The sequence below is a fragment of the [Mycobacterium] stephanolepidis genome, from assembly GCF_002356335.1.
Classification (GTDB): Bacteria; Actinomycetota; Actinomycetes; order Mycobacteriales; family Mycobacteriaceae; genus Mycobacterium; species Mycobacterium stephanolepidis.
In genome coordinates this window covers 2,452,065-2,472,888 of record NZ_AP018165.1, presented here as the reverse complement: position 1 = coordinate 2,472,888, position 20,824 = coordinate 2,452,065, and the positions used below count along the sequence as shown (strand labels likewise).

General features: G+C 61.7%; 20 protein-coding genes, 1 tRNA gene and 3 pseudogenes. 13 read left to right on the top strand and 11 right to left on the bottom strand.

The genetic code is table 11. From position 1 onward, the window contains the following. Positions 1-167 precede the first annotated feature (167 nt). The 3 genes from MSTE_RS12230 (at position 168) to MSTE_RS12220 (ending at position 1,826) form a co-directional block, all read left to right on the top strand. Positions 168-545, top strand: a complete 378-nt coding sequence (locus tag MSTE_RS12230; protein ID WP_231897098.1) for a DoxX family protein — start codon at positions 168-170, stop codon at positions 543-545. A 107-nt stretch (positions 546-652) separates the two neighbouring features. Further along, positions 653-723: transfer RNA gene (locus MSTE_RS12225), tRNA-Gly, on the top strand. Between the two features lie 347 nt (positions 724-1,070). Then, complete coding sequence (locus MSTE_RS12220) at positions 1,071-1,826, top strand: hypothetical protein (protein ID WP_096501518.1); 756 nt, start codon at positions 1,071-1,073, stop codon at positions 1,824-1,826. A gap of 178 nt (positions 1,827-2,004) precedes the next feature. Here the strand turns inward: MSTE_RS12220 and MSTE_RS12215 are convergent, their stop codons facing one another. Further along, the gene (locus MSTE_RS12215) at positions 2,005-2,253 is read right to left on the bottom strand and encodes a DUF3297 family protein (RefSeq protein ID WP_005058085.1); all 249 of its coding nucleotides are present in this window, start codon (positions 2,251-2,253) and stop codon (positions 2,005-2,007) included. A gap of 304 nt (positions 2,254-2,557) precedes the next feature. Between MSTE_RS12215 and MSTE_RS12210 the strand changes: the two genes are divergently transcribed. Beyond that, a complete protein-coding gene (locus MSTE_RS12210) occupies positions 2,558-3,109 on the top strand; it encodes a YaeQ family protein (RefSeq protein WP_096505792.1) in 552 nt (183 codons plus the stop codon). A gap of 601 nt (positions 3,110-3,710) precedes the next feature. Here the strand turns inward: MSTE_RS12210 and MSTE_RS12205 are convergent. Then, positions 3,711-3,878 (bottom strand): annotated as a pseudogene (locus MSTE_RS12205) (NADP-dependent oxidoreductase); the annotation flags it as partial. Between the two features lie 141 nt (positions 3,879-4,019). Here MSTE_RS12205 and MSTE_RS12200 point away from each other — a divergent pair. Together MSTE_RS12200 and MSTE_RS12195 are read left to right on the top strand one after the other, a co-directional pair. Beyond that, positions 4,020-4,907: a LysR substrate-binding domain-containing protein gene (locus tag MSTE_RS12200; RefSeq protein WP_096501516.1), complete on the top strand. Its 888-nt coding sequence runs from the start codon at positions 4,020-4,022 to the stop codon at positions 4,905-4,907. A gap of 222 nt (positions 4,908-5,129) precedes the next feature. Beyond that, on the top strand, positions 5,130-5,816 hold the full coding sequence (locus tag MSTE_RS12195) for a class I SAM-dependent methyltransferase (protein WP_162291635.1): 687 nt from the start codon (positions 5,130-5,132) through the stop codon (positions 5,814-5,816). On the opposite strand, the gene MSTE_RS12190 is transcribed toward MSTE_RS12195, so the two are convergent. Further along, a complete protein-coding gene (locus MSTE_RS12190) occupies positions 5,813-6,241 on the bottom strand; it encodes a cellulose-binding domain-containing protein (protein WP_096501514.1) in 429 nt (142 codons plus the stop codon). The genes MSTE_RS12195 and MSTE_RS12190 overlap by 4 nt on opposite strands. Before the next feature lie 90 nt (positions 6,242-6,331). Then, positions 6,332-6,646: a hypothetical protein gene (locus MSTE_RS12185; protein WP_096501512.1), complete on the bottom strand. Its 315-nt coding sequence runs from the start codon at positions 6,644-6,646 to the stop codon at positions 6,332-6,334. A 348-nt stretch (positions 6,647-6,994) separates the two neighbouring features. Between MSTE_RS12185 and MSTE_RS12180 the strand changes: the two genes are divergently transcribed. Continuing rightward, a complete protein-coding gene (locus MSTE_RS12180) occupies positions 6,995-7,201 on the top strand; it encodes a cold-shock protein (RefSeq protein WP_064408839.1) in 207 nt (68 codons plus the stop codon). A 153-nt stretch (positions 7,202-7,354) separates the two neighbouring features. Here MSTE_RS12180 and MSTE_RS12175 read toward each other — a convergent pair whose 3' ends face one another. Both MSTE_RS12175 and MSTE_RS12170 read right to left on the bottom strand, forming a co-directional pair. Next, positions 7,355-7,546 carry a hypothetical protein gene (locus tag MSTE_RS12175; RefSeq protein ID WP_046255779.1) on the bottom strand — a complete coding sequence of 64 codons (192 nt, stop codon included), beginning with the start codon at positions 7,544-7,546 and terminating at the stop codon, positions 7,355-7,357. A 94-nt stretch (positions 7,547-7,640) separates the two neighbouring features. Further along, a pseudogene (locus MSTE_RS12170) lies at positions 7,641-9,002 on the bottom strand (flavin monoamine oxidase family protein). Positions 9,003-9,253: 251 nt separating this feature from the next. Between MSTE_RS12170 and MSTE_RS12165 the strand changes: the two are divergent. Beyond that, the gene (locus MSTE_RS12165; protein WP_081346431.1) at positions 9,254-9,784 is read left to right on the top strand and encodes an FKBP-type peptidyl-prolyl cis-trans isomerase; all 531 of its coding nucleotides are present in this window, start codon (positions 9,254-9,256) and stop codon (positions 9,782-9,784) included. Position 9,785: 1 nt separating this feature from the next. Here the strand turns inward: MSTE_RS12165 and MSTE_RS12160 are convergent, their stop codons facing one another. Together MSTE_RS12160 and MSTE_RS12155 are read right to left on the bottom strand one after the other, a co-directional pair. Continuing rightward, positions 9,786-10,670 (bottom strand): DMT family protein, encoded by an 885-nt coding sequence (locus tag MSTE_RS12160; RefSeq protein ID WP_096501510.1) that lies wholly within the window; start codon positions 10,668-10,670, stop codon positions 9,786-9,788. Positions 10,671-10,714: 44 nt separating this feature from the next. After that, positions 10,715-11,074 carry an Rv2640c family ArsR-like transcriptional regulator gene (locus MSTE_RS12155; protein WP_096501508.1) on the bottom strand — a complete coding sequence of 120 codons (360 nt, stop codon included), beginning with the start codon at positions 11,072-11,074 and terminating at the stop codon, positions 10,715-10,717. A 101-nt stretch (positions 11,075-11,175) separates the two neighbouring features. Here MSTE_RS12155 and MSTE_RS12150 point away from each other — a divergent pair, with 101 nt between their 5' ends. The 3 genes and pseudogenes from MSTE_RS12150 to MSTE_RS12140 form a co-directional block, all read left to right on the top strand. Then, the gene (locus MSTE_RS12150) at positions 11,176-11,607 is read left to right on the top strand and encodes an ArsI/CadI family heavy metal resistance metalloenzyme (RefSeq protein ID WP_096501506.1); all 432 of its coding nucleotides are present in this window, start codon (positions 11,176-11,178) and stop codon (positions 11,605-11,607) included. Between the two features lie 26 nt (positions 11,608-11,633). Further along, positions 11,634-12,695: an ACR3 family arsenite efflux transporter gene (gene arsB, locus MSTE_RS12145; protein ID WP_096501504.1), complete on the top strand. Its 1,062-nt coding sequence runs from the start codon at positions 11,634-11,636 to the stop codon at positions 12,693-12,695. Positions 12,696-12,700: 5 nt separating this feature from the next. Beyond that, positions 12,701-13,102 (top strand): annotated as a pseudogene (locus tag MSTE_RS12140) (arsenate reductase ArsC); the annotation flags it as partial. Here MSTE_RS12140 and MSTE_RS12135 read toward each other — a convergent pair. Further along, the gene (locus tag MSTE_RS12135; RefSeq protein ID WP_162291634.1) at positions 13,099-13,458 is read right to left on the bottom strand and encodes a DUF5994 family protein; all 360 of its coding nucleotides are present in this window, start codon (positions 13,456-13,458) and stop codon (positions 13,099-13,101) included. The pseudogene MSTE_RS12140 and the gene MSTE_RS12135 sit on opposite strands and share 4 nt — an antisense overlap. Before the next feature lie 443 nt (positions 13,459-13,901). On the opposite strand from MSTE_RS12135, the gene MSTE_RS12130 reads away from it, so the two are divergent. Then, positions 13,902-14,885: an acyl-ACP desaturase gene (locus tag MSTE_RS12130; protein ID WP_096501498.1), complete on the top strand. Its 984-nt coding sequence runs from the start codon at positions 13,902-13,904 to the stop codon at positions 14,883-14,885. Between the two features lie 6 nt (positions 14,886-14,891). Here MSTE_RS12130 and MSTE_RS12125 read toward each other — a convergent pair whose 3' ends face one another. Together MSTE_RS12125 and MSTE_RS12120 are read right to left on the bottom strand one after the other, a co-directional pair. Next, a complete protein-coding gene (locus MSTE_RS12125; RefSeq protein WP_096501496.1) occupies positions 14,892-15,758 on the bottom strand; it encodes a formate/nitrite transporter family protein in 867 nt (288 codons plus the stop codon). 178 nt (positions 15,759-15,936) lie between these two features. Further along, positions 15,937-20,028 carry a bifunctional nitrate reductase/sulfite reductase flavoprotein subunit alpha gene (locus MSTE_RS12120; RefSeq protein ID WP_096501494.1) on the bottom strand — a complete coding sequence of 1,364 codons (4,092 nt, stop codon included), beginning with the start codon at positions 20,026-20,028 and terminating at the stop codon, positions 15,937-15,939. 188 nt (positions 20,029-20,216) lie between these two features. On the opposite strand from MSTE_RS12120, the gene MSTE_RS12115 reads away from it, so the two are divergent. Then, complete coding sequence (locus MSTE_RS12115; protein WP_096501492.1) at positions 20,217-20,612, top strand: PPOX class F420-dependent oxidoreductase; 396 nt, start codon at positions 20,217-20,219, stop codon at positions 20,610-20,612. Positions 20,613-20,824: the final 212 nt, after the last annotated feature.

Below are 20,824 nucleotides of genomic sequence, written 5' to 3'. Positions count from 1 at the left end.
TGATCTGCCGACTCTGACCATCAGATAGGTTGCGTGACAGTGTGATTAGCGTTCATGCGCAATCAACGACTCCAAATCGACTGCTGCACAGCAGCTCTGATCGGGCGGTTATGATCGATTGGAAAGGAAAGCTCGCAATTTCCAGCGATGTGTGTTTGACTCACCCGGTGATCACTTCTGGAACTGATCGACGAATCCTCTTAGCGCTTGGCGCCTTTCAGGCAGTCGATGCCGCTCTTTGTATCCAGCCCATCCCGTATGTGGGCCGGTGCCTAGACACAGTGAGATACCCCAAAGAACATCGAGAGATATTCCCGATCATCAAAGGCGCCTCGGCTATCGGCCTACTCGCGGGGGCGCGATTCCCCGCCCTGGCGAAGCTCACTCTGGTCATGCTGTCCATTTATTTCAGCTTCGCTTTCGGTGCCCACGTCCGTGTTCGCGATGTGAGCCTCAACGCTGCGGCAGCCGGTGCCCTGCTGGTTACCTACACCGCGCTCACAACCAGAGAGCTGATAGGCAGAAGTGTGAACTCGAGCTCGTGACCGACATTAGGTTGTCGACCCCGAAGGTCCAAACAACCCTGATTCGAACAAGTTTCATGCGTGAGAAACCGAGTGGCGCCCGTCGGTTGAAGTAATCCGGGGCAGTTGCGAGTGTCGTTCAATGGCAGGATCTCTGATTTCCAATCAGAAGACGTGGGTTCGACTCCCGCCACTCGCTCAACCTGCGATGGAACCCTAGCCTTGCGCGGCCTAGCCACCGCCGACCTGCAGCCTTACATCCCAGCGCCCGACAACTTCTGTCGGTGGGCGCGTCCCCGAGGATATCGGCCAGCAGACTCTCCGAAGTCGCCACTGCCCCATGGCAGCGCACAGCGCGACGATAGCAAGGGCGACATCCGCGCTAGTTACAAACGGGCCGGTTACACCAAGTAATTACTTACCATCCTGTAACGCAATGCTTTTGGTCATGCGCCGGATCGATAAGCATCGTGTCGACACAGGCTGCGCCTTCAAATGGATCACGGTGGCCGCAGGGACACTCAAGGAGTGGTTAGGGTGGCGAGCATGACTGTGCACGACCGGCTCGCTGAGCTTTCCCAGCGGATCACCGCGCTGACGGGGCAAACCATCAGCCGCGACCAGGTGATGGCAGTGGCCGACCAGGCCTTCAAACAGCAGATCGATCTCGATGACGACAACCAGCTGCGCACGCTGGCAGCAGAACTCGCTGCACCGCTGGCTGCCGGCGGACCCGTATTGCCGGGCATACAGTCTGGCCAGTCTGCTGAATCGGAGAACGCTGCCTCAACCTTGCCTGCACCCACGCCTCCTCCATCCGCGGCGTCCGGGTATCGCCGGATGCGATGGGCGGTAGTCGCAGCTGTCGCAGTATTAGTGATCGCGGTGGGCACCACCGCCTACTTCGTGATCCGACGCGCCTCGAACCACTGCGCCACTACGGTCGCCGCCGCCGCGGAGGTTGCCCACCTGAGCTTCGAGTTCACCGGTCTCGCAGATCAGAACCTGCCCGCACTCAAGGAGCGTCTATCCCCTGAGGTTTACACACAGTCCGAACAGGCATTCCGCTCCGTCAGCATGATTCCGGGCGCAGATCGATACGTCTCGCATATCGCCGAGCTGACCAGCAAGCAGGTCGAGTGCTCCGGTACCAAGGCCCGCGTTGAGTCACAGATCGCCTGGTCGGTAACGACACCGAGAAACCCTGCACCGCAGACCGCGCACGGGACCTGGGCCACCACTCTCGAGTACCAGAAGGACAGGTGGATCGTCACCAAGGTTGAGTACGCGTCTAAGCACTGAATGTGGCCGGTCCTAAGCGATTTTGCCGCCGGGAGGACATTCTGCCTGTGTCCTGGTTTCGGCTTATCCGGTTCCGGAAGTCGAATATGCCGGGTTACCAGCGTATCTGGGTGGTTAGTTCACCCGATCAATCGCTGCGGCCGCCTCGATAGAAATCCAGGGGGCGTCCGCATTTTGCTCAGCGGAAGAAAGGTTCAACCGTGCCACTGAGCTTGACGACCATCGGATTTCCGCGGCGATCCTTCGCGGTGGGGACTTCAACACGCACCCAACCCTCGGCCACGTTGTATTCGTGAACATTGGTTTTCTCGACACCATTAAAGCGAATACCCACGTCGCGGCGAAGCACCTCTTCGCTATAAAAGGCGCTACGCGGATCGATGGAGAGGTGATTCGGTGGAACGTCTGTGTTCTGATCCTCGGACATGATGGCCTTCGTTGAATGCTGCGTTGGTGCTCGGATTGTTCTCGAAGAATCTACGCGACCCTGCCGTAGTGGGTTGCGCGTAGGTCTCGGAGGGCCGCTCTCCCCTGCCGCTTCTGATGAACTCCGCACGTTCGTATCGGGAGGAATGCGCCGCTCTCCCATCATGCGCGCACCCCACTGTTGCTGCATGGTTGCGTGCCTGGGTGGCGACGCGAACAGACGTCTGGCGCGGCGGCCTGACTACTGAATGCGGCTGAATGCGGCCCGACTGCTCGGTGGGCGCCACTTGGGTGGACACTATGACGTGGCCCTTTCTGCAACAGTCTTCAAAGTCGAACTTGGCGTCTCCGATGTCGATCACGGTTACTACGCCGATCACTCGCTGACCGTGGCCCGTCACCCCAGTGAGACCGATGAGCGGATGGTGGTGCGGTTGTTGGCTTTTGGGCTTCGCGCGCACAGACTCAGCGACGTCGACGGGGAGTTGGTGTTCGGGCCAGGCCTGTCCACTCCTGGTGTGCCGGACTTGCGGCTCGTCGACTACACCGGCCGGATCCTGGAGTGGATCAACGTCGGCCAGCCCGATGAACGCGCATTAGGCAAGGCGGCCAGCCAGGCCGATCGGGTGCTGCTCTTCCCATTCGCCGCCGGCGTCACCACCTGGTGGCGCACCGTCGGCCCCAAAGTGGCGGGGCTGTCGAACCTGTCGGTAGTGCAGATACCGCATGCAGCCGTGCAGCAACTGGCCCAGACTGTTGATCGACGGGTCTCGGCGCAGGTGATGGTGATCGAAGGTCAGGTGACGATGACCGTAAGCGGGGTCGACGTCACCTTCACGCCCGAGCCATTGGAGTGAACGTCTGAGCCCGAGCGCTAGTCGATAGCGTTAGTGTCACGGATGCCGATGTCATCATCGTCTGGGCCGAGCCGGAATTGTCGCCACCCGCTCCCCTGACGCCGTTTTCACCTGTTGCCCAATTTTTCTCGACCGTAAGCCCGCACAGTGTTCACCTGCAGTCTGGACGTTCTGCCGGACCAGTAGGCAGTGGAAGGTGCTGCAGCACCGAGAATGGGGTCATCGTCGTCTCTCGGGTGCGGCGGCGGAACGGATAAAGCCCCAGTCGCATCCGACGCTTTTGGGCAAGACGTCGACGCTGGGCCGCTACCGCGCGACTGGATCGACCGGTCCGGGCAGCAATCTCATGCTCGGTGAGGGTGTCGGCTGTTATGAGTGCTATCTCGGCGGGCGACCAACGCCTACCACTGACCCGACCTAGCGGACTCGCAACCACAGCGCACCTTTCTCTTACTGGAATTCATACTGCTACAAAGCGTTTCGATGCAATTGGTTGGTTTTTTAGTTAGAGAAGTCGGCACGCTATCGAAGCGAACGTCGGCAGCCGAAGGTCGCCAACAGCGGTGAGACGACTGCCGAGGTGGTTGGTCACGAACGCTATTGACATACCCGACTCAGGAAACGTTCCAGGCCAGTCGAGTTCACCGGGAGTGAAGCTGGCGGCATGCACCCGGACGATGACATCATTCTCGGCAGCATGCGGGTACAGCATATCCATCAACGACAGCTCGACGCCCTCGGCGCCTTGCTGCGCGACGATCGCCTTCATCATCGCTGCCGCTTTCAAAGCCTTATCCATGGCCGGCATCCTCATCTTTTCGTCTGTGTCTCTCCATCACAGTCGACGCAAGTCATCTAGTCCAACGCATCTATTTGATAGGTTTCATCTACCAAATAGATGAGGTGGCGGATGGAACTTCGGCAGTTGGAGCATTTCGTCGCCGTTGCCAGCGAGATGAGCTTCTCCCGCGCGGTCCAGCGTGCCCATGTTGTCCAGTCCGCGCTCTCTACATCGGTGAGCAAGTTGGAGAAGGAACTCGGGGTGGAACTGTTCGACCGCACGCGGCAGCAGATCCGGTTGACCCCGGCCGGAGAGTTGTTCCGCACGCATGCCATTCGCGTCATCCAGACCGCCCGGCATGCCAAAGATTCCGTCGGCGATTTCCGTGGCGCGCTGACCGGCAGGGTAGATCTCGGCGCACTCATCTCCTTTGGACCGCTGGACGTACCCGCGGTGCTGGGGCAATTTCACCGCGACTATCCACTGGTTCAAATCCGCTTGCGGCAGAGCCAAACCGGATCGAGCGCATACCTGTCGGCCATCGCCGACGGGACCCTCGACCTGGCCCTGGTCTCGGCACCTGAGCGGTTTCCGGCCGGTATTCAGATGCGGCTCCTCTGTGCAGAGCCCATGATGTTTGTCTGCCGACCCGATCATCGACTCGCCGAGCGAAGCCACGTCGGCATCACCGAACTCGTCGACGAACACCTCATCGGCTTTCCCAGCCAGTTCGGCCTGCGACGCTTGGTCGACGACGCCTTTACCGCTGCGGGCGTCACCGCGTTCACGCCGCATGAAGTCGCCCTTGAGTATTCGATCGCAGCGAGCCTGGTCCAACATGGGCTCGGCACCATCTTCATGCCCGCCAGCGAGGCCGCACAGTTCTCGCACGTGCGCGCGCTCACCGTACGCCCCGCCATCACATGGAAGATCTACCTCGCGTCGGCCGAACAATCTCAACTCGGACCGGCGAGTGCTCAGCTGGCGGAACGTCTCATCGCCTCCGCTCACCATTAGCCGCAGGGCCGCCACGATCATCCTCTACCCACGTGCGATCTTTCTAAACCGTCCCGTAAATACCGCGTAATACGTTTCCAATTTGTTATCGACTTTCAGCAGACTGACAACTTTCACCTAGCCTCTATTCAGCAACAGGGAGTAATTTACCCTTTGAAAAATGGTCAGCTTGCGCAAAACAATTTGTTGCCGCCCATGGATATCGCACCTAATATCGGCAATATGCCAACATTTGATGTGAATGCCGTGGACTGGGACGAGTTGTACAAGGGCGAAGCCGTTTACGCACCTGGCGATCCGGGTTGGAATATCGGTGAGATGCAACCCGAAATAGCAGCTCTACACCGGCAAGGTCGTTTCGAGAGCCCGATCCTCGATTCTGGATGCGGGGTGGGGTTGACCTCGCTGAAGCTGGCCGGTCATGGGTACCAAGTCGTGGGTCTCGATCTATCTGGCAGTGCGATAGACAAAGCGCAGAGAGCGGCCGCCCAGCTCGGCTTGGATGCTATTTTCAATACAGCTGATCTGACCGCAGATACCGGCTACCACCATTATTTCAATACCGTCATTGATGGCCTTGTATTTCACTGCTTACCCGATGAGCTCAGAGAAAGCTATGTGCGATCGCTGGCGCAAGCGCTCAGGCCCGGCGGAAAGTTCTTTGCACTTGTTTTTGCGACCGAGGCCTTTCCGCCGGATGCCGGATTCGGGCCCCGGCCCTTCACCGAACAGCAGCTGCACAGCATCGTGGGGCGGCACTTGGTCATCGACGAGATCCGGCGCGCACGAGCCTGGGTGAATGTTCCCAGCCAGTTGCCCGAGGGCTTCGAGTATCGCGGTGTGACGATCGGCTCCGACGGACGCGCTCAGTTACCGGCCTGGTTGGTTTCTGCGCACCGCAGCCTCTAGCTGCACGGAACTTGCCCGTTGAGCACACAGTTCAACGGTGGCGTGTAGGAACCGCTCAGCACTCCCCGTAGACCGCCGGTGGCCGAACCTCCCGGCGCGATGATGCGGTTCCAGTTCGCGGGACTCAGCACGTAGTGCGTACCAGATTGCGTCACAGTGCTACTCCACGTGTGTCGGATGGACTCTCCGATCGGCAGGTCGAACTCAAGCCGCCAATCGGAGAGCGGCACCGTGCTCAAGTTGGTGATCGTGAAACTAGCGATGAAACCGGTCTGCCACGTCGATGTCACCGACAACGTCGCCGCGGCCGCAGCCGCATGGGCTACCGGCGCAATGGGGAGTCCGAGGCCGGCAAGCACCGATGCCGACACGGTTACGTGAAGGGCTGTGCGCCAGCGCTTCACGTAACCGACAAGTCCCGCCATAACAGCCAACACTAAAGCCACGCGGCGGCGATAAGTCCCCACATCGCGGGTAAGACGCAGTACCTTTGCCCAACTGAGACCGTTGCGACATCACTGATTAGGCTCGAAATTGCGCCGGTAATAGCTGATACGGGGCACGTCACGGGTATCGCTACAGAAGAATGGCAGGGTGCCGGGTGCCGGCACGGCGTCGGTGTAGCAGTCGATCCGGATCTCCCCTGAGATCCAGTCGATCTCGTCCGCCGCGTCTTCAAGAACGGGGACAACCCAGTCGGCGAGGGTGCCGGTCACCAGGGACTTGTTCGGCACCTGATGGAGCGGACCGGAGTGGAGCGGCTTCCAGCCAGGGTTCCGGTCTTCGGTGCACATCACCTGGTACCAATACGACTGCCAGTAGCGGCTCATCGGCGTCGCTTCTCCTGGGTTCGCCTTAAAGTCTCGACGTTCAGCGTAGCGTCGAGCTCCGTTCGGTATCAAGCAGTTTGGGCGAATCGCTCCACTCCCCGAGGTTCCGAATCCAGTGGCCAATTCATGTGCTGCCACACCGAACTACTGTCGGCCATTGGTTATCGGGCTGAACCTCTGATATGGTCAAAACGGTTGATTTTCTTAGTGACACGCTCGCGAAGATTTTCCGCGGCGGACACATACCCAATCTCCGTGACTTTTGCCGGTTGCTTTGATTTCGCGTACCTCCGCAAGACCCAGGGTCGAATGTCGACCCCGCAATTAGACACTCAGGAGAGTAATCGCATGGCTCAAGGCACCGTGAAGTGGTTCAACGCCGAAAAGGGATTCGGATTCATCACCCCGGACAACGGTAATAAGGACCTGTTCGTTCATTTCTCGGCCATCCTCGACAAGGGCGGCTTCCGCAGCCTCAACGAGAACGATCGCGTCAGCTTCGAAGAAGAAGCCGGCGATCGCGGCCCCCAGGCTGTCTCAGTGCAGACCGTCTAAGGTTCTCACAGCGCTCGAAAGATGCGCCCGGCTGGCCGTCCAGGAATCCTAGGCGGCCAGCCTTTCTACTTGCAGCCCAAGCTATCTCGCCTGCCGACTCAACGCTCGTGCGGCGCTCGACGAGATTGTCCCCTAGCGAGGCCACCCAAAGTCTCACGTGAAGGTGCGGCGCCCAAGCTCGGTGAAATCCACCTCGACCTCGTCACCGTCCCGCTCGACCTCGCAGTAACCCGTACTACGCAGCTCGTGCAGTGCCTCCCAGGGCGGCTCTTCGTCAGGCAGGTGCCAGCCGATCGCCGTGGGCCACTCGCGATCGTGATGGTGATCAACGAGCTGGTCAACCACAGAGGCGGCCTCAGCGCTGAGCGGAACGGGCTCGCGGTCTTCGCTGCGCCTCCGTGAGAACCATTTCATGGCAGCAGTTTACGAGTAGCCCCGGCTAGCGCGATACGCCCTCCGCGGACATCGCCTCGACCGCGGCGCGCTCGCCTGAGCGAATGGCGCCGTCGACCCACCCCAGCATGACGGCAGAACTCTCGGTTCCGGCCCAGTGGATGCGGCCACACGGCTGACGCAGCGCGGGCCCGAACTCCGTCATCACCCCGGTTGGCGCATGACTGATCATTCCTCCACCGGAATACCTCTCGGTGGTCCAGTTCTGCTCGTGATAGCCCTGCGGTGACGCGGCTTTGGGCCCGAACCGGTCGACGAGTTCCCTGATGACCGTCGCCCTGCGCGCGGATTCGTCGAGGCGCCCAAGAGCACGCGCGGCCGGTCCTTCGGTAATGACACACATGATGCCGGGCGTTCCGGTATCGGTGCAGGCGTCGATCGTCAACGTCGCGGGAGTGCCCGGTGCGGCGGATTGTCCGCATAGCCCGTCCCCGCGCCAGAACGGTTCGTCATAGACCACCGAGATTTTCATAACCGCGCCGCCGGGCATCCGTTGCTGCAGCAGGCCGCGGTCCGCGCTCAGCATCGGCTCATAGGCGATCTGTCCGGCGATCGCCAACGGTACGGCCACGATGACCCGGCGTGCCCGTACCGTCAGGTGGTCGGCACGAACCGTTACCCCGTCCGCATCTTGCGCAATGCTTCGTACCGGCTGCGAAAGACGCAGTGCCTCAGTGAGTTCAGTGGCGATCGGGCGGTAGATCGCGCCCATCCCGCCCACCGGTCGGGCATCCTGCGAGCCGTCCTTGGCCGAAATCACGAAGACTGGGCCGCCCCCCGAGGCCATCTGGGTCAGCATCCACAACATCGATGTCTCCGACGCTGCCGACGTGTACGTGCCGGCTAGCGCCATCTCGAGCATCTCTCGGGCTTTCCTGGACTTGATGCGGGTGCCAAGCCAGTGGCCAACACTTATTCGATCCCACTGTGCGGCTCTCTTGGCACTCCACGGTGTTTCCAGCGGAATCGACTTGCACATCTGGATGACCTCGAGCAGGCCGGCGCCAAGGTTCGCGATGGCCCATGGGCTCATGCTCCACGGAATGGTTCCGCGATAGCGATGCGTCGTGCCGTCGACGATCATCATCGCGTCACCACCGGTGTACTGCTTGTACTCGGCTACACCGAACTCGCTCATCAACGCATAGATTCAGTCCTGGCCGGGGCCAATCCAGGCGCCACCTCGATCGACCCACGTCCCATCGGGTAACACCTCGGTGAATGTGCGCCCACCGACCCGGTCACGGGCTTCCAGCAGCGCGATCGAGCGTCCCGCCTGTTTCAGGCGCAGTGCGGCGACCAGTCCGGCAAAACCCGCACCGACGATGCAGTAATCGACATCCGTCATCATCCACCTCGTATCGGCAGTTGACTCGGCAGCTCCAATCTGAAAGTTACTCGCGGACCGACGGAGGAAAGCACGATTGAGCGAGTTCGTCGAGGCGTGCCGATACCCGGGCAGTGTCGCCGCCCCGCTGCGTGGACGCCACTGACTCGGCACTCGCAGGCGGTCTCCACGCGGCTGTTAGCGTGGCGACCGTGAACTCCTCGCGCGTGTACCCCTCCGTCGCACTTGCCGCCTGCGCCGCCTCGTTCGTTGTGACGCTGGCCGCCTGCGGCTCCGACACGGAGGCCAAGTCAGCCCCCGCCGACCCGCCCACCACGGCCAGCGGGTGCCCCACGGCAGCGCCGCAGGGCTCCGGCACACCCGAGTGGACCCTGGCGGGTAGCACAGGAAATGTCGCCGTCACCGGGTCCACAGACACCGCGGCGCCGAATGTCAACGTGACCGCCCCATTCAGCGTGGCCGAGACCCAGGTGCACACACTCCAGGCAGGGTCCGGACCGATCGTCGGAGACCTGGCCACGGTTTCGGTCTGCTACATGGGCGTCAACGGGCGCGACGGCTCCGTGTTCGACAGCGCCTACACGCGTGGCACGCCGGCCCAGTTCCCGCTTAATGGGGTGGTACCGGGATTCAAGAAGGCCATCGCGGGCCAACATGTCGGCTCGACCGTCGCCGTCGCGATGGTCCCCGCCGACGGCTATCCGACCGGGCAGCCCAGCGCAGGCATCCGCCCCGGAGACACACTCGTCTTCGCGATCAAGATCCTCAACGCGTCGAACTGATTTAGCGCGCCGGCTCCGGCGCCGTCGACTGCGTGTTCTCGACGGCACCGAACGCGGCCACACTCACCGCCGAGACGACCGCAACCACGAACGCGACGGCAACAAGCCATCCCCATCCCGGGCGCGCACCGTCGCCCAACAGCAATACGCCGGTTACACCGGGTACGACCGTCTCCCCCACAACCAATGCCGCGGCCGCGCCGTTCACCGAACCCACTTGCAGCGCAACGGTAAACAGGTAGAAGCCGCCCACCCCGGCGAGGATCATCGCGTAGGCGGCGGGATCGGACAGCAGGACCTTCACCCGTAGCGGATCGAGCCCGTCAACCACCCTGACCGCGACAGACATTGCGCCATAAAGAATCCCGGCCAGCAACCCCGCGGGAATTGCGGCGCGTGAGCCCAAGAGGCGAATAAGACCCAGACCGGCGAGCAGCACCGCCACCGACGCGATCAACACGCCCCAGTGCACCGAGGGCTCCGCGGAATCCTCGCCACGAGGACCGGCAGTCAACGCCAGGACACACAGCGACAGCAGCACGGCCGAGATGGCCAACCAGTCCCGTCGTTGCAGGCGCACACCCAGTACGGCGATGCCGAGCACCGCGGTGACCGCCAGGTTCGCACTCATGATCGTCTGGGAGAGAAACAGTGGAATCAACCGGGCCGACACCAGGGTGCCCGCGAACCCGACGAGATCGAGAACCATCCCGGCGATGAATGCCGGAGTCAGCATCGCGGCGATTGTCGAGTTCAGCGACGGTGCACCCTTATCGGACCGCCCGTGAACGTTGCTCGCGGATTGGCGGACGCCATATCCCTGCAGGACGGACGCGGTTCCATATCCCAGGCAGGCCAGCACGGCCGCCGCGATACCGATCAGCATGAAGGAGCGCTGTCACTGCGGGTGGTCGTCGACATCGGTCGATTCTATTGGCAGCAGCTGGGATCCAGGACCGTGCACAACGCGGTCAGTGCATCCGGAACCGGGCGGTGATAGACGTTCATCCCGCGGCGGTCTGATTCCACCAGCCCCGCCTTTCTCAGCTGATTCATGTGGTGACTGATGGTTGACTCGGCGAGTCCGAGGATGCCCGCAAGATCACCGCTGATGATCTCTCCCGTGGACGCGCCAAAGAGCTGAGACATGATCTTGACCCGCACGGGGTCGGCGAGCGCCTTGAGCCGCAGCGCGACCTCGAGGGCCTGTTCGTCGCTCATCGGACCGGCCGCCACGGGTGCGCAGCACACGGGACCGGTGGTATCTACCACGGGAAGAGCCTTGGGCATGCTTTCAGCATCCCGAATGCTTTGACATATGTCAAAGACATGGCACACTGGCCACATTCCAATAGTTCGATAAATATCTCATTAGTTCCGGAGGTGAATCGGTGTCCCGTGTACAGCTGGCGCTCAATGTCGACGACCTCGATGCGTCAATCGACTTCTATTCAAAGCTTTTTAGCGTACAGCCGGCTAAACGTAAGCCCGGATATGCCAACTTTGCGATCGATTCCCCACCGCTGAAGCTGGTGTTGTTGGAGAACCCGGGCCACGGCGGCACGATCAACCACCTCGGGGTACAGGTCGAATCCAGCGAGCAGGTCCATGCCGAGATCGGCCGATTGACCGATGCAGGCATGTTCACCGAGGAGGAAATCGGCACCACGTGTTGTTTCGCGACACAAGACAAGGTGTGGGTCACCGCACCCGATCATGAGAAGTGGGAAATCTACACGGTTTTAGCGGATTCGGAGACATTCGGCACCAGTCCAGAACTCCTCGCCGAAGACAGCGACTGCGCCTGCGGGCATCTCGAGTGAGTACACCCGCTGCACCGAGATTATCGATGCTGGACCGGTTTCTGCCGGTGTGGATCGGACTCGCGATGGCGGCCGGGTTGCTGCTGGGTCGCTGGATCCCCGGGCTGAACAGTGTGCTGGAAAGAGTTCAGGTCGAAGGGATCTCGCTGCCTATCGCGATCGGACTGCTCATCATGATGTACCCGGTATTGGCCAAGGTGCGCTACGACCGCCTCGGTGCCGTCACCGCTGACCGCAGGCTGCTGATCGGCTCGCTGGTCTTGAACTGGGTGCTTGGCCCGGCGTTGATGTTCGCGCTGGCGTGGCTGCTGCTACCGGATCTGCCCGAGTATCGCACCGGCCTGATCGTCGTCGGATTGGCGCGGTGCATCGCCATGGTGATCATCTGGAACGACCTTGCGTGCGGTGATCGAGATGCGGCGGCCGTGCTCGTCGCGCTGAATTCGATGTTTCAGGTGCTCATGTTCGCGGTCTTGGGTTGGTTCTATCTATCCGTCCTGCCCGGTTGGCTGCATCTGCCGCAAACCGTCATCGCCGCCTCCCCGTGGCAGATCGCCAAATCTGTACTCCTGTTCCTGGGGATCCCACTCGCGGCCGGATACCTCTCCCGCCGTATCGGCGAACAGGCCAAGGGACGCACCTGGTACGAAACCCGATTCCTGCCGATCATCGGCCCCTGGGCGCTATGGGGACTGCTGTTCACCATCGTGACCTTGTTCGCGCTCCAAGGCGCTCAGATATCTTCTCGGCCTTGGGATATTGTACGTATCGCGGTGCCGCTACTCGCCTACTTCGCGATCATGTGGGGCGGCGGATACCTGCTCGGCGCTGCCCTGAGGCTGGGCTACCCACGCACCACCACGCTCGCGTTCACCGCCGCCGGTAACAACTTCGAACTGGCCATCGCTGTCGCGATCGCCACCTGGGGCGCCGCCTCCGGCCAGGCTCTGGCAGGTGTCGTCGGCCCCCTGATCGAAGTGCCCGTGCTGGTCGCCCTCGTGTACGTGTCCTTGGCGCTGCGGCGCCACATTATGCGTGCCCCTCAACCGGATTCGATCGACACCGCAGACCAGAAGGTGACCCAATGACCAAAGACAAGCCCACTGTGCTTTTTCTGTGCACGCACAATGCGGGCCGCTCCCAGATGGCACTCGGATTCTTCACACACTTAGCCGGCGATCGGGCGGTTGCCTGGTCGGGCGGCTCAGAGCCCGGAAAGGAAATCAACCCCTCCGCGGTCGCAGTCATGGCCGAGCTCGGCATCGATATCACCGGCGAGTACCCCAAACCGTGGACCGAAGAGATCGTGCGAGACGCCGATGTCGTCGTCACCATGGGCTGCGGCGACACCTGCCCGTACTTCGCCGGGAAACGTTACGAAAACTGGGAGCTGGCAGACCCTGCCGGTCAGCCCCTCGAAGCGGTGCGCCCCATCCGGGACGACATCGAACAACGCGTCCGCCGTCTGCTCGCCGAGCTCAATGTCGACCGCTAAGCGGCCATGATGATCCGGAGCGCCGCGGAGACTTCGTCCTCCTTAGGAGAATCGAGCAGAGGCATCTGCGCGGCCAGACGCATGATCATCCTCGCCAGAATCCTGTTCGTACGAGCCGGCACCATGAGAATCCGCACCGTCCGATGCTCACCTCGAAGTGTGACCACCCAATGGAACGGACGGTTGGCGAGCGCCGGAGGCATCGCCGCCGACCTCATGCTCGACCGAGGTGACCCCGCCTTCCAGTTCAGTGACACCTCACTGACCGCGCCGATGTGCTCGGACAGCTCTTCCACCAACGGCGAGAGTTCCCGCGCGATGAATCCGTCGTCCTGGGGCCACCATGCCCCGTTCATCCTGCCGGTCTTACGTGGACCTAGCGTGAAGCGAATGGGAGGGCCGGGGTACTCAGCCTGTGTCATGCGTACTTCCTTGTTGCTCAGTGGGACTCAAACAAACGGAATCCGTATGAGCCAAACCAGTCGGCGCTAGTACATGCCACGGCGATAGTTACGTCACGGACACTACTCCCCTTTTGATAGATGCGGAGGTGGTGACTTGCAAATAGTTGGCGCTCAACGCCTTTCGATGAACAGGATTGACAATCGGCCAATGCTGTCGGCGAATACGCGCCACGGCCGGCCGCACGCGGTGAGACGGTCACGGAATGCTCTCAATTAGACGAGTAATCGCTGTACATACCTGTGAGCCGTCAAGACATGCTAGATTTCTGTAACTGCTGGATACGGGTACTGCTAGTTGCGGTTTCTGTCTGGCCCCCCACTATGAGGACGTATCCATGCAGAAGGCTTTCACCGACCTGGAGCTGCTCCATGAGCTTGAGCCCGTGGTCGAGGAGAATGTCCATCGCCACCTCGGCGTCACTAAGGACTGGAACCCGCATGACTATGTCCCCTGGTCAGAGGGCAAGAACTACAAGGCTCTAGGCGGACAGGACTGGGATCCCGAGCAGTCCAAGCTCTCCGAGCTGGCCAAGGTCGCCATGATCACCAACCTGCTGACCGAGGACAACCTGCCCTCGTATCACCGCGAGATCGCCATGAACTTCACCATGGACGGACCCTGGGGTACCTGGGTGAACAGGTGGACCGCCGAGGAGAATCGCCACGGCATCGCCATCCGTGACTACCTCGTGGTGACCCGCTCGGTGGACCCGATCGAACTCGAGAAGCTGCGCATCGCACAGATGACCAGCGGGTTCTCCCCCGGCCAGAACCGCCAGAACATACCGTTCTCCGAGAGCCTGTTCGACTCGGTGGTGTACGTGACGTTCCAGGAGCTGGCCACCCGTGTCTCGCACCGCAACACCGGCAAGGCCTGCGCCGAGCCCATCGCCGATGAGCTGCTCAAGCGCATCTCCACCGATGAGAACCTGCACATGATCTTCTACCGCAACATGGTGACCGCCGGCCTGGAGATCGCCCCGAACCAAGCGGTCAAGGCTGTCCACAAGGTGCTCGACAACTTCACGATGCCCGGCTACACGATCCCCGGCTTCCGCCGTAACGCGGTCACCATCGCCACCGGCGGTGTCTACGACCCGCAATCCCACCTCGATGAGGTGGTGCTGCCGGTGCTGCGCAAGTGGCGCATCTTCGAGCGTGACGACATCAACGGCGAAGCCGAGTGGTACCGCGAGGACCTGGCCCGCATCGTCGGCGATCTCAGGAAGACCTCCGAAGACTTCGAAGAAGTCAAAGCCAAGTACCTGGAGCGCCAGGCCAAACGCGCCGAACGCAACGCCGCCAAAGTGCTCGTATAGACGGGATTACGCGTTCGCCACCGCGCTGCCCTGTGTGGTCGACGGAGCGTTGCGCTTCGGCGCCGTGCGATAGTGCGTCAGATAGATCATTACGCCGGTGAAGAACAGCCCGCCGACCAAATTGCCTAGCGCGGTGGGAAATTCGTTCCACAAGAAGTAGTCTGCCCAGGTGAAATCGGCGCCCAGCAGAATGCCGATCGGAAACAGGAACATGTTCACCACGGAATGCTCGAATCCCATCGCGAAGAACAGCATGATCGGCATCCACATCACCAGAACCTTGCCGACGACGTCCTTGGCCAGCAGCGCGCCCACCACACCCGTGGAGACCATCCAGTTGCACAGCATGCCCCGGACGAAAACGGTGAGCCATCCGGCGACGCCGTGATCGGCATACCCGAGCGTGCGGTCGGATCCTATGTGCGCGAGTTTTTGTCCATACGCGGCGAACTGATTGCCCGCATCATTGATCGACACATCGAAGCCGTACGTGATGTACACCGCCATGAGTACCGCGACCGTCAACGCCCCCGCGAAGTTTCCCAGAAACACCAGCCCCCAGTTCCGCAGAACCCCAACGGTTGTCACGCCCGGCCGCCTGGCAAGGTAGGCCAACGGCGCCAGCACGAACACCCCGGTCAGCAGGTCGTAGCCCAGGAGATACAGCAGACAGAAACCAACCGGGAACAGTGCCGCGCCCAGAATCGGAGACCCGGTGTCGACGGTCACTTTGACCGCGAAGGCAGCGGCGAGTGTGAGCATCGCACCGGCCATGTACGCACGAATCAGCGTGTCCCGGGTCGACATGAAGATCTTCGACTCGCCGGCATCGATAAGCGCTTGGGCCAGCTCGGGCGGTTTCACGTACGTCAACGGTGGCTCCTTCAACTTTGGCGGCAGCGCGAGGCGATCTGAGCACCGTACAAATCCGGTGTTTCATTGACCGGCTCTCACTTGTCGTCGGGATGACAAGGTTCTCTCCGCCGTCTGTATCGTCACCGTGAGAAGTGCTGTATACCTACGATTCTCGGCACGATATGTCAAGTCGCGTCTAGTAGACGTCTCGCAGATACCGCTTACTGGCGACCAGTTCGCGCTTGTAATCGTGAGCACCCTCGGCCGAGAGCCGCCCATGTTTTTCAATGATTGAGGTCAGAGCGGTGTCGACGTCCTTGGCCATCCGGGATGCGTCCCCGCATACGTAGAGGTGGGCACCGTCCTGCAGCCATGCCCATAGCTCGGCACCGTTGTCCATCATCTTGTGCTGCACATAGACCCTGTCCTTCTGGTCACGAGAGAAGGCGACATCAAGCTTGGACAGAAAGCCGTCATCGGCCATGGTGGACAGGTCGTCTCGATAGTAAAAGTGTTGGGCAGCATGCTGATCGCCGAAGAAGAGCCAGTTACGGCCGGTGTGGCCGAGCGCTCGACGCTCGTGTAGGAATCCCCGAAACGGTGCGATTCCGGTTCCCGGGCCAATCATGATCATCGGAGTCCGCGACTCCTCCGGGGGTCGGAAATGCGGGGACTTCTGCAGAAACACGGGAACCGGCGTGTGATCGGCGCGGTCGGCAAGGAATGTCGAGCACACGCCCCCTCGTTCGGCGCCGCCAGTCCCCCGGTATCGGACGACGGAGACCGTCAACTGGACTTCGTGCGGGCTGACCAGCGGGCTGGAGGAAATCGAATAGCAGCGGGGGGTCAACCGCACCAATACGTCCTGCCACTGCTCGGCGGTGGCTCGGACGGGAAATTCTTGCACGGCATCCACGCCGTTGCGGCCAATCACCCATGATGCAAGGTTCTTTCGTGCCTCATGGAGGTCCTTGGCCGCTGCCGTGTTGGTGGTGTTGTCGGCGAGGAAGCTCAGCAGATTCGGGGTTATCCGCCCGATGTCGTAGGAGTAGGTGAGCGCATCGCGCAGGGTCCGTTCTGCACCGTCGACCTCGACGATTTCGTCGGCACGCAGCCCCGTGCCGGAGAGCCAGGCGTCCACGGCGCTGTCGCAGTTGGTCGGGCAGACCCCGAGTGCATCGCCAACACTGTAGGCGACGCCATGCTCGGAGATGTCAAACCCGAAATGTCGCACCTCTTTTGAGGAGGAACGCGGTGTCAGCACAGTGTTACGAGTCAAACGGGCCGCGACGGGACTGTTGCGGGTGAACGGTTCGGGTGCGCCTGTGCTCGAAGGTCGGGGGCTTGCGGCGGGGACCGCCACCGGGGCGACCGGCTCCTCCTGGGTCGTGATCAGATCCGTCACCTGACGTGCCCATTGCGCCAGGGGCTCGTCATCGTAGATCTCGCAATCGAGCCGGTCCATCAAACGGACCGCGCCCAGACTTGCCAATCGTTCATCGATGGATTTGGCGTGCCCGCAGAAGTTCTCGTAGGCACGATCACCAATTCCCAAGACCGCAAAACGGATCCCGGTCAACTGCGTATCCGATGCATGCAGGCGGTCCCAGAAGTCGGCACCGTTATCAGGAGGGCCGCCGTCTCCGAACGTGCTCGTGACGACCAGGACGTCGGTGGCGGAGGCGAGATCGGCTATCCCGCAGTCATCCATGTTGACGATCCGCGGCGGCGCACCCGTGGAACTCAGCTGTGCCGCAAGGTTGGTGGCGTAGTCCTCGGCATTGCCCGTCTGGGATGCCCACAGCACCAATGGCGTCGGCCGTGAGGCGGGTAGCGGTGCGCCGACCGGCCGTGGCGCCGAATCGCCGGTGCGGGAGTACATGCCCGCCAACGCTCCGTCGACCCAGAGCCGGACCAGATCACTAACGGGCGCCCCCGCGGGCAAGACGGGAACTCCCTCCCCTCCCCGCTCCAGAGTGGTGAAAAACCCAGCCAGGTAGACCTGTTCGCTCTCGACCAGATTGGGCACGGGCTGCGATGCCAGGCCGAGCGCTTCTGCGACGGGGTGCATGGATGTTGCCTCCGGTCGATCGGGTTGCTGGACGACCGCGATGGGTCGCATCCTGACCGCACACACTTTCAGCTCGGGCTGCAGCGAGTCGGGGTCCACGGCATCGCTCGTGAGTGCGTTGATAGCGAGGTACTCGCCGTGCTCATCGTTCCAATGAAAGGGCACAAAGCAGTTGCCCGGCCGCACACGGTCCGTGACGAGCGCGGGCAGCACAGCGCGCCCGCGCCGCGAGTGCAATTCGACCGGTTGTCCGTCGGCGATGCCCATTTCGGCGGCGTCTTCGGGATGGATTTCGACGAAGGGGTCACTGTTGAGCTTGTTGAGCTTGGCCACCTGCCCCGTTTTGGTCATGGTGTGCCATTGATGTTGCAGGCGGCCCGTGTTCAAGATGAACGGGTAGTCGTCGTCGGGCAGCTCGCGCGCATCCATGTGCGGGCGTGGGTGAAAGACCGCACGGCGCGACGGGGTCGCGAACGCCAACCGCGGTTGATGCCCGGCAGCGTCGACGAAAAGACTCTGGCTGACGCCGTCGTTCAGGTAGCGAATCGGGTGGCGATCGTTCGCATCGTCTGGAGGACACGGCCACTGCAACGGAGTGTCGCGCAGGCGCTCGTAGCTGGCGCCGCGAAGGTCGTAGCCCGTCTTCGGATTCCAAAACCGGCGAATCTCGTCGAACACCTCCTCACTGGACGAATAGCTGAACTGCTCACCAAATCCCATCGCGGTGGCGACTTGGCAGATCAACTGCCAATCGGGTCGGGATTCACCGATCGGGGCGATGGACTGCTGGAGCAAGGTGAGGTTGCGCTCCGAATTGATCATCACCGCGTCGGCTTCTGCCCACAAAGTGGCAGGCAGGACGATGTCCGCGTAGCGGTTCGTGGCGGTGGCCGCGTAGGTGTCCTGGGTAATGACCAGTTCCGCGGTCTCCAGCCCGGTGATCGTGGTGCCCCGATTCGCCACTGTGGCAACAGGATTAGTGCAGATGACCCAGCACGCCTTGATATTGCCCGCCGCCATGCTGTCGAACATCGCGATGGTTCCCGGGCCCACCTCGGTTCGGATGGTCTGTGGCGCCAGGCTCCACTCCTGTTCCACAAACACTCGGTCATCGGCGCTGACCACGGATCGCTGGCCGGGCAGGCCCGGACCCATGTAGCCCATCTCCCGTCCACCCATGGCGTTGGGTTGACCGGTCAGTGACATGGGGCCGCTACCGGTACGGCAAATCGCACCGGTGGCGAGATGAAGATTGCAAATCGCGTTGGTGTTCCAGGTGCCATGCGTGCTCTGGTTCAATCCCATGGTCCAGCACGTCATCCACTCGCCGGCCTGTCCGATCATGGTGGCGGCGGCGCGGATATCGGCTTCGGGGATACCGGTGATTTCGGCTACCACCTCGGGCGGATAGTCGGCCAGGAACTCGGGCATCGCCGCCCAGCCCTCGGTGTGCTCGGCGATGAACTCCTCGTCGATATCGCCGGACTTCACCAGAAGATGAAGCAACCCATTGAGAAGCGCCAGATCGGTGCCCGGGTTGATCTGTAGAAACAAGTCGGCTTTGTCGGCGGTCGCGGTACGCCTCGGGTCCACGACGATGAGTTTCGCGCCGGCCTTCAACCGGTCCGCCATCCGGAGAAACAGAATGGGGTGACAATCAGCCATGTTTGCGCCGATGACGAAGAACACATCAGCGCTATCGAAGTCCGTGTACGAACCCGGTGGGCCGTCTGCCCCGAGCGACTGTTTGTATCCGGTCCCGGCGCTGGCCATGCAAAGTCGTGAATTGGACTCGATGTGTACGGTGCGGATGAATCCCTTGGCCAGCTTGTTGGCCAGGTACTGCGCTTCGATCGACATCTGACCCGATACGTACAGCGCGATCGCATCGGGCCCGTGCTCATCGAGTATCGAACGCAGCCTCTGCCCGGCCTCGGTCACTGCGACATCCACGGGCGTCTCGACAAGCTCCGCACCACGAGAGGGCCGGACCAGCGCGGTCTTCAGACGGCCGTCGACGGCCTCCATCAACTCGGCGTGGGTGGCCCCCTTGGTGCACAGGCGGCCGAAATTGGTCGGGTGAAGCTTGTCGCCCGATACCCGTGCGATAACCGGGCCCCTAGGGCCGGGCTTCGTCTGGACCTCGATACCGCAGCCCACACCGCAGTACGAGCACGCGGTGCGCGTCGACGTACTCATCTCGCCTGGTGCGGCCATGTCACCACAGTGACCGGGATGTGTTTCCCCATCGTTTCCGTGGACATTATGGAAAAGAAAAACCCACCTCACAGTGCGGCCAGCGCTCCTGTAAGCCCCGGCCGACTGCATGTGCCCGCTCGCGCCGGGTGCGATCGACCGCCGTCTGCGACAGAATCGGGATGAACCGGCCGATGAGAGGACAACGAATGACGGATTGGGATGTGGTCGGCCGGGCGAACTACGTGTCGTTGACGAGCTACCGAAAAGACGGTGCGGCGGTATCCACGCCGGTCTGGATTGCTCCCGCCGATGGCAAGCTCTACTTCTTCTCAGAAGTCGCGGCGTACAAGATCAGACGCGTTCGGCGCAACTCATCGGTGACGTTGCAGCCCTGCGGTGTTCGCGGTCAGCTCATCCCCGGAGCACCGGTAGTGACCGGCACCGCGCGGGTCCTGGACTTCGATGACACTCCCAAGGTCCGCAAGATCGTCAACCAGAAGTACTGGCTGTTGGGGCCGTTGAGTGAATTTGGGGTCTGGATTACCCGTCGTCAGCAGGCCTCGGTGGCCATCGAGATCTCTCCTGGCCCCGCGGCGTCGTAACCGAACTGCCCGTTTATCTGAACTTCGGTTTGTCCGCAGCGTGCGGATAAGCAACGTGGAGCAGCTTCTCCACGCAAATCTGTTTCGCGAATAACTATTGCCACGGTCCCCGCTCGCAAGCAAATTCAGTCGCCGCGGCGTATCACTGGCGTCCCGGTCTTCCGGACACTGCTTTACAGCAGCACAGCAGCAATGAATCAATGAGTGCCGCG

Bases quoted from the DNA above. Each gene is read 5' to 3' on its own strand.
- MSTE_RS12220 (WP_096501518.1), top strand. From the start codon at position 1,071: ATGACTGTGCACGACCGGCTCGCTGAGCTTTCCCAGCGGATCACCGCG.
- MSTE_RS12215 (WP_005058085.1), bottom strand. From the start codon at position 2,253: ATGTCCGAGGATCAGAACACAGACGTTCCACCGAATCACCTCTCCATC.
- MSTE_RS12200 (WP_096501516.1), top strand. From the start codon at position 4,020: ATGGAACTTCGGCAGTTGGAGCATTTCGTCGCCGTTGCCAGCGAGATG.
- MSTE_RS12195 (WP_162291635.1), top strand. From the start codon at position 5,130: ATGCCAACATTTGATGTGAATGCCGTGGACTGGGACGAGTTGTACAAG.
- MSTE_RS12190 (WP_096501514.1), bottom strand. From the start codon at position 6,241: ATGGCGGGACTTGTCGGTTACGTGAAGCGCTGGCGCACAGCCCTTCAC.
- MSTE_RS12185 (WP_096501512.1), bottom strand. From the start codon at position 6,646: ATGAGCCGCTACTGGCAGTCGTATTGGTACCAGGTGATGTGCACCGAA.
- MSTE_RS12180 (WP_064408839.1), top strand. From the start codon at position 6,995: ATGGCTCAAGGCACCGTGAAGTGGTTCAACGCCGAAAAGGGATTCGGA.
- MSTE_RS12160 (WP_096501510.1), bottom strand. From the start codon at position 10,670: ATGCTGATCGGTATCGCGGCGGCCGTGCTGGCCTGCCTGGGATATGGA.
- MSTE_RS12155 (WP_096501508.1), bottom strand. From the start codon at position 11,074: ATGCCCAAGGCTCTTCCCGTGGTAGATACCACCGGTCCCGTGTGCTGC.
- arsB (WP_096501504.1), top strand. From the start codon at position 11,634: ATGCTGGACCGGTTTCTGCCGGTGTGGATCGGACTCGCGATGGCGGCC.
- MSTE_RS12135 (WP_162291634.1), bottom strand. From the start codon at position 13,458: ATGAACGGGGCATGGTGGCCCCAGGACGACGGATTCATCGCGCGGGAA.
- MSTE_RS12130 (WP_096501498.1), top strand. From the start codon at position 13,902: ATGCAGAAGGCTTTCACCGACCTGGAGCTGCTCCATGAGCTTGAGCCC.
- MSTE_RS12120 (WP_096501494.1), bottom strand. From the start codon at position 20,028: ATGGCCGCACCAGGCGAGATGAGTACGTCGACGCGCACCGCGTGCTCG.
- MSTE_RS12115 (WP_096501492.1), top strand. From the start codon at position 20,217: ATGACGGATTGGGATGTGGTCGGCCGGGCGAACTACGTGTCGTTGACG.